At 72.5% G+C, this 6,005-nt stretch carries 6 protein-coding genes; 5 read left to right on the top strand and 1 reads right to left on the bottom strand.

All coding sequences use genetic code 11. From position 1 onward, the window contains the following. Positions 1-60: 60 nt before the first annotated feature. The 3 genes from QZV84_RS06185 to QZV84_RS06175 are packed head-to-tail and all read left to right on the top strand — an operon-like array spanning position 61 to position 4,417. A complete protein-coding gene (locus tag QZV84_RS06185) occupies positions 61-2,118 on the top strand; it encodes a primosomal protein N' (RefSeq protein WP_292826923.1) in 2,058 nt (685 codons plus the stop codon). 8 nt (positions 2,119-2,126) lie between these two features. After that, positions 2,127-3,056 (top strand): methionyl-tRNA formyltransferase, encoded by a 930-nt coding sequence (gene fmt, locus QZV84_RS06180; RefSeq protein ID WP_292826920.1) that lies wholly within the window; start codon positions 2,127-2,129, stop codon positions 3,054-3,056. Then, positions 3,053-4,417 carry a transcription antitermination factor NusB gene (locus QZV84_RS06175; RefSeq protein ID WP_292826917.1) on the top strand — a complete coding sequence of 455 codons (1,365 nt, stop codon included), beginning with the start codon at positions 3,053-3,055 and terminating at the stop codon, positions 4,415-4,417. The genes fmt and QZV84_RS06175 overlap by 4 nt, the downstream gene beginning before the upstream one ends. Here QZV84_RS06175 and QZV84_RS06170 read toward each other — a convergent pair. Beyond that, positions 4,395-4,706 carry a glutaminase gene (locus QZV84_RS06170; protein WP_292826914.1) on the bottom strand — a complete coding sequence of 104 codons (312 nt, stop codon included), beginning with the start codon at positions 4,704-4,706 and terminating at the stop codon, positions 4,395-4,397. The genes QZV84_RS06175 and QZV84_RS06170 overlap by 23 nt on opposite strands. 100 nt (positions 4,707-4,806) lie before the next feature. Between QZV84_RS06170 and rpe the strand changes: the two genes are divergently transcribed. Together rpe and QZV84_RS06160 are read left to right on the top strand one after the other, a co-directional pair. Next, on the top strand, positions 4,807-5,523 hold the full coding sequence (rpe, locus tag QZV84_RS06165; RefSeq protein WP_292826911.1) for a ribulose-phosphate 3-epimerase: 717 nt from the start codon (positions 4,807-4,809) through the stop codon (positions 5,521-5,523). Further along, on the top strand, positions 5,520-6,005 hold the full coding sequence (locus QZV84_RS06160; RefSeq protein ID WP_292826909.1) for a hypothetical protein: 486 nt from the start codon (positions 5,520-5,522) through the stop codon (positions 6,003-6,005). The genes rpe and QZV84_RS06160 overlap by 4 nt, the downstream gene beginning before the upstream one ends.

Genomic DNA, 6,005 nt, shown 5'->3' with positions numbered 1-6,005 from the left:
CCCCGCTCCGCCTCTCGGCGGGGCATCTCACCCCGCTCCGCCTCTCGGCGGGGCAGTGACATGACGGAGCGGCGCGTCGCACGTGTGCTGATCGACTCACCCCTCCCGCAGCTCGATCGGCTGTTCGACTATGCCGTTCCGGCAGAACTCGCGGCGGACGTGCAGCCCGGCGTGCGCGTGCGCGTTCCGCTGCGCAGCGCCGGGCGCATCCTCGACGCGTACGTGGTCGAGCTGGGCGATGCGGACCCTGTCGACCGCCCGCTCTCGGACCTCGACGCCGTGGTGTCCTCGACCCGCGTGCTCACTCCCGCGCTGTACGCGCTGGCGCGCCGCGCTGCGGACCGCGCCGCTGGATCAGCGACCGACATCCTTCGGCTTGCGATCCCGAAGCGCATGGTGCGTGCCGAGAAGGCCTGGCTCGCCGCGGGCGCCCCTGCACCGCCGGTGGTCGACGACCCGGCGCGCGCGTGGGCCGATACCCTGCTCGCGCCCTACCCGGCTCTCGTCGAATGCCTCGATCAGCGCGGTCGCGGGGCGCTGGACGCGCCGCCCGAGCCGGTCGGCCTGCAGGGCGGCGTCACCACCGGAAGCTGGGCCGCGCTCCTGGCTGCTGCCGCCGTGCGCACCCTCGCGTCCGGGCACAGCGCCATCCTCGTGGTGCCCGATCATCGTGACCAGGCGCAGCTCGAAGCCGCCCTCGCAGGCCGGGCGCCTGCCGAAGGGATCATTCGCAACGATGCGCGGCAGAGTTCACCCGCGCGATACTCCGCGTTCCTGCGCATGCTCGCCGACGCCCCGTGCATCGTCATCGGCAACAGGTCCTCGGTGTACGCGCCGGTCCACGACCCAGGACTCCTGGCCATCTGGGACGACGGCGACCCGCTGCTGGCCGAGCCCCTGAGCCCGGGCGTTCATGCGCGGGATGCCGCCCTCATCCGGCAGGAGCTGGACGGGTGTGCCGTGGTCTTCGCCGGCCACACGCGCACGAGCGACGTCGAGCGGCTCGTCGGGCTCGGCTGGGTGCGCGAGGTCTCGTCGGCGCGGCGGGCCTCGCCACGCATCGTGCTCAGCGCCACGAAAGAGGGCGAGTCACGGGGTGCCCGCGTACCTTCGGCAGCCTTTGCCGCCGCGCGGGAGGCGCTCCAGACCGGTCCGGTGCTCGTGCAGGTCGCGCGCCCGGGCTACGCACCCGTCCTCATCTGCGCCGACTGCCGCGCTCCGGCGCGCTGCCCGCACTGCGGCGGTCCGCTGCACGCCGCCCGCCGCGGCGCCGTCCCCGAGTGCGCCTGGTGCGGGCGCCCGGCCACGGCGTGGGCATGCCCGAAATGCGCGTCGGTCCGCGTGCGGATGGCTTCCTCGGGCAGCGAGCGCACCGCCGAAGAACTCGGTCGCGCGTTTCCCGGCATCCGGGTCATCGTCGCCGACGGCGAGCACCCGGTTCTCACCGTCGATGCCCGGCCCGCACTCGTCGTGTCCACCCGCGGCGCGGAGCCGATCGCCGAGGGGGGCTACCGGGCCGTCGTGCTGCTGGACGGCGATCGGATGCTGCAGGCCGAAGACCTGCGCATCGGGGAGTCGTGCCTGCGCTGGTGGTCGAACGCGGCAGCCCTCGCCCGGCCCGGCTCGCCCGTGCACCTGGTCGGCGTCACCGGGTCGGTGGCGCGGGCGCTCGCGACGTGGACCCAGCCCGCCTACGCTCGCGCCGAACTGGCGGACCGGGCGCCGCTGCGGATGCCGCCCACGGTGCGGGTGGCAGCCCTCGAGGGCAGTCATCTCGCGGTCGAGCGCGCCCTCGCCGCACTGCGCGAGGCGGTCCCCGAGCTCGACGACGAGGCGATCCTCGGACCGGTGGACGTGAGGGCCGGCGAGCCGGGAATCCGCGGCGCAGCCGCGGAAAGCACCTGCCGCGCGCTCGTGCGCTTCGACTACGCGCACGGACCGCGGGTCACCGAGAGCCTGCGCGGGTCGGTCGTCGCCGATGCCCTCCGATCCCGCAAGAGCCCCGGGACTCGGGCGCCGGGTGTCCGGACCCAAAATGCCTCCGCCCCGTACCCTCGAGTTCCTGACGCGCGCCATACACTCAGAGTGCGGGTAGACGTGCCCGACCTCGACCTGTGAGGAGCGTGATGCGCCTCGTCTTCGCGGGCACGCCCGATGCCGCAGTGCCGTCGTTGCGCGTGCTCGCGGCATCCGACCACGACGTCGTCGCGGTCATCACGCGCCGCGACGCGCCGGTCGGCCGCAAGCGCGTCATCACACCGTCGCCGGTTGCGCTTGCCGCGGAAGCGCTCGCGATTCCCGCGATCAAGACGAACCGGCTGGATGCCGCCGCCACGGAGCAGATCACCGGTCTCGCCCCCGACCTCGGCGTGATCGTGGCGTACGGCGGGCTCGTCCGCGAGCCCCTGCTGTCCGCACCCGCATACGGCTGGGTCAACCTGCACTTCTCGCTGCTGCCCCGGTGGCGCGGCGCGGCGCCGGTGCAGCATGCGCTGATCGCCGGCGACGCGGTGACCGGAGCCGCCGTGTTCCAGCTCGTCCCCGCGCTCGACGCCGGCGATGTCCTCGGTCAGCTCGAATACCGAATCCCCGAATCGGAGACCGCCGGCGACGTGCTGGCCGCGTTGTCCGCCGAGGGCGCCGTGCTGCTGCGCGACGTGGTCGATGCGATCGGCGCGGGTGCGGCGCACGCCGTCCCGCAATCGGGAGAGCCGACGCTTGCGCCGAAGCTCGGCGACGACGACGGCCGCATCCGCTGGGGCGAGATGCGCGAAGCCGTGCTGGCGCGCATCCGCGGCGTGACCCCCGAACCCGGCGCGCACACCACCATCGACGGCGCCCGGGTCAAGGTGCTCGCCGCACGGGCGGCGGCGGCCGACGCTCCCCGCCTCGACCCCGGCGTGCCGATCCTGCTCGGACGCGACGTCGTCGTCGGCACCGGTTCGGAACCCGTTGCCCTCGAGCGGGTCCAGCCCGCCGGCAAGGGGCCGATGGATGCCGCGGACTGGTGGCGTGGCCGGCGGAGCACGGCCGCGACCGCGAGGTTCGACACGTGAGCTCAGCGAGCACCTCGCGCCGTGTCGCTTTCGAGACCATCAGAGCCGTCAACGAGTCGGATGCCTACGCCAACCTGCTGCTGCCGAAGGCGATCGCCCGTGCCGGACTGAACACCGCCGATGCGGGACTGGCGACCGAACTGACGTACGGCACGCTGCGCCGTCAGGGGACTTACGACGCTGTCATCCAGATCGCCGCCGACCGCCCCCTCCAGGAGATCGATCCGGCCGTGCTCGACGCACTGCGGCTGGGGACCCACCAGCTGCTCTCGACGCGCGTGGCCTCGCACGCGGCCGTGAACGAATCCGTCGAGCTCGCGCGCAGCGCCGGCAGCCGCGGCGCCGCCGGGTTCGCCAACGCCGTGCTGCGGCGGATCTCGCGAGACACGCCGGGGGAGTGGATCGAGCGGGTCGCTGCGACCGCACGCTCGGATGACGAACGCCTCGGGCTCGTGCTCTCGCACCCGGTCTGGGTCGTCCGCGCCTTCCGGCGGGCTCTGGCCGCTGAGGGTCGAGCAGACGAACTGGAGGCGCTGCTGGCGGCAGACAACGCCTCGCCGCGCGTGACGATGGCGGCGTTGCCCGGGCTCGCCGATGTTCCCGATGGCGCGCGACACACGCCGTACTCGCCGTTCGGCTTCCGCCTCGGCGGCGGCGATCCCGAAGGACTCGTGCGCGAATCCGGCGGCCGTGTGCGCGTGCAGGACGAGGGCTCGCAGCTCGCCGCCCTGGCGCTGACCCGTGCGCTGCCCGTGCAGCCCGGCGAGCGCTGGCTCGACCTGTGCGCCGGGCCGGGCGGCAAGACCGCGGTCCTGGCGGCTGAGGCGCTTCAGCACGGCGCAGGCCTGGAGGCCAACGAAGTCTCACCCGCGCGGGCGGGCCTGGTCCGTCAAGCGGTCGCGGGCGTCCCCCTGAACGTGCCGGTATCGGAGGAGGACGGCCGGGTGCGCGCCGCAGGCGGCGGGTACGATCGGATCCTGTTGGATGCGCCGTGCACCGGTCTGGGCGCGCTCCGCCGACGGCCGGAGGCGCGCTGGCGCAAAACTCCGGCAGACGTGCCCGAACTCGCCCAGCTCCAGCGGGAGCTGCTCAGCGCGGCCATCGGCGGCCTCCGGCCGGGGGGCGTCGTCGCCTACGTGACGTGTTCGCCGCACCTCGCCGAGACGACGGGCGTCGTCACCGAGGTGCGCCGCGAGTTCGGCGATGCGATCGAAGAGCTCGACGCGCGCGCCGTGCTGACCAACCTCTCGGATGCCGACCCCGGCCTCCCGCCGCAGAATGACGGGTCCGGCCGAGCGCAGCTGTGGCCGCACCGCCACAATACCGACGCGATGTCGATCAGCCTGCTGCGGCGGGTCTGAGGGCCGGCAACTCGGGCAGTCGGAAGCGGGGCGCGAGGTTCTGGATCTCGGTGCGCAGCACCATCACCGCCGCCGGGTGCGAGCGGGCACGCTCGGCGGCATCGACGGTGATCAGTGCCGCGTTCGGCGCGGTTGCGGCGATCTCCCGCAGCATCGACAGCACGCGCTCCGCGCCAGCGAAGCCGAGTTCGCCGCCCGCCGTCACCCCTCCGCTGACACCGCTCTTGGCGGGCAGCCCCACCCGCAGCATCCACTCTCCGGAGAAGCCGTACATGCCGCAGCTGGCCATGATGGAGAGGCCGGCTCGCCGCCGTCATGCGGACGGACCTGGACGAGCACCTTCTCGAGCAGCTCAGTGATCGGATCCACGGGTCGACCATAATGGACACGTGCCCAGCCCAGAGGAACTGCGCGAGCAGAGCAGAGCCGCGATCACCGCAGAAGTCCGGATCAATCCGAGCATCCTCGCCGCGGACTTCGTCAACATGGAGGCCGAACTCGCCCGCATCGACCGCGCAGATTTCGTCCACGTCGACGTCATGGACAACCACTTCGTGCCGAACCTGACCTTCGGGCCGCAGATGGTGGCCCGCATCCAGGCGACCAGTCCGGTTCCGCTGGATGTGCACCTCATGATCGACGAGCCCGAACGCTGGGCGCCGGAATACGCCGAGCTCGGTGCCGCGTCGGTCACGTTCCATCTCGAGGCCTCGACCGAGCCGATCGCCCTCGCGCGACGGCTCCGCGCGATCGGATCCCGTGCGGGCCTGGCTGTGAAGCCCGCGACCCAGGTCGAGGGGCTGTTCGACGTACTCGACGAGTTCGACCAGATCCTCATCATGACCGTGGAGCCGGGCTTCGGCGGCCAGTCGTTCATGCCTGAGATGATGCCCAAGCTGCGCCTGCTCGCGGACGAGGCGCGCCGGCGCGGATCGTCGGTATGGCTGCAAGTGGACGGCGGGATCGGCGAGTCCACGATCGCTCAGGCGGCAGAGGCGGGCGCCGACACGTTCGTGGCCGGTTCCGCGGTCTTCGGCGCGACGGATCCCGATGCCGCCATCTCGCAACTCCGAGCGACCGCGGTGCGGCACCGCCACGGCCGATGAGCCACGCGAAGCGGATGCTGGGCGCCTACAGCGGCGAACACGGCGTTTACGGCGTCGTCCTGGTGACGGCGCTGATCGCGGTCGGCTGGGACGACGACACGGATCTCGAGGTCCTCATCTTCGTCATCGGCACGGTGTTCGTCTTCTGGCTCGCACACATCTATGCGGCCGTGGTCGCGAGCCGGGCCGCTGAGACGCCGCCCAGCCTGCGCACGGCGCTCGCGCTCGGCATCCGCCACACCTACGGCATGCTCGTCGCAATGCTGATCCCGGCGTTCCTGCTCTGGCTGGCCGTGATCGATGTGGTCGAGGAGTACACCGCGTACTACCTGGCCCTCGGCAGCGGCGTGGTGACGCTGGCCGTGATCGGCTATGCGAACGCGGCGCGCAATCGCAGCCCTTGGTACTGGCGCGTCGCCGGTGTGCTCGCCACCACGGCCCTCGGACTGCTGGTCATCGTGTTGAGCATCATCGTCCACTGA

The organism is Microbacterium sp. (assembly GCF_011620715.1).
GTDB lineage: Bacteria > Actinomycetota > Actinomycetes > Actinomycetales > Microbacteriaceae > Microbacterium.
Note: the sequence above shows the minus strand (reverse complement) of the source record. Positions and strands in the feature narration are given on the sequence as shown.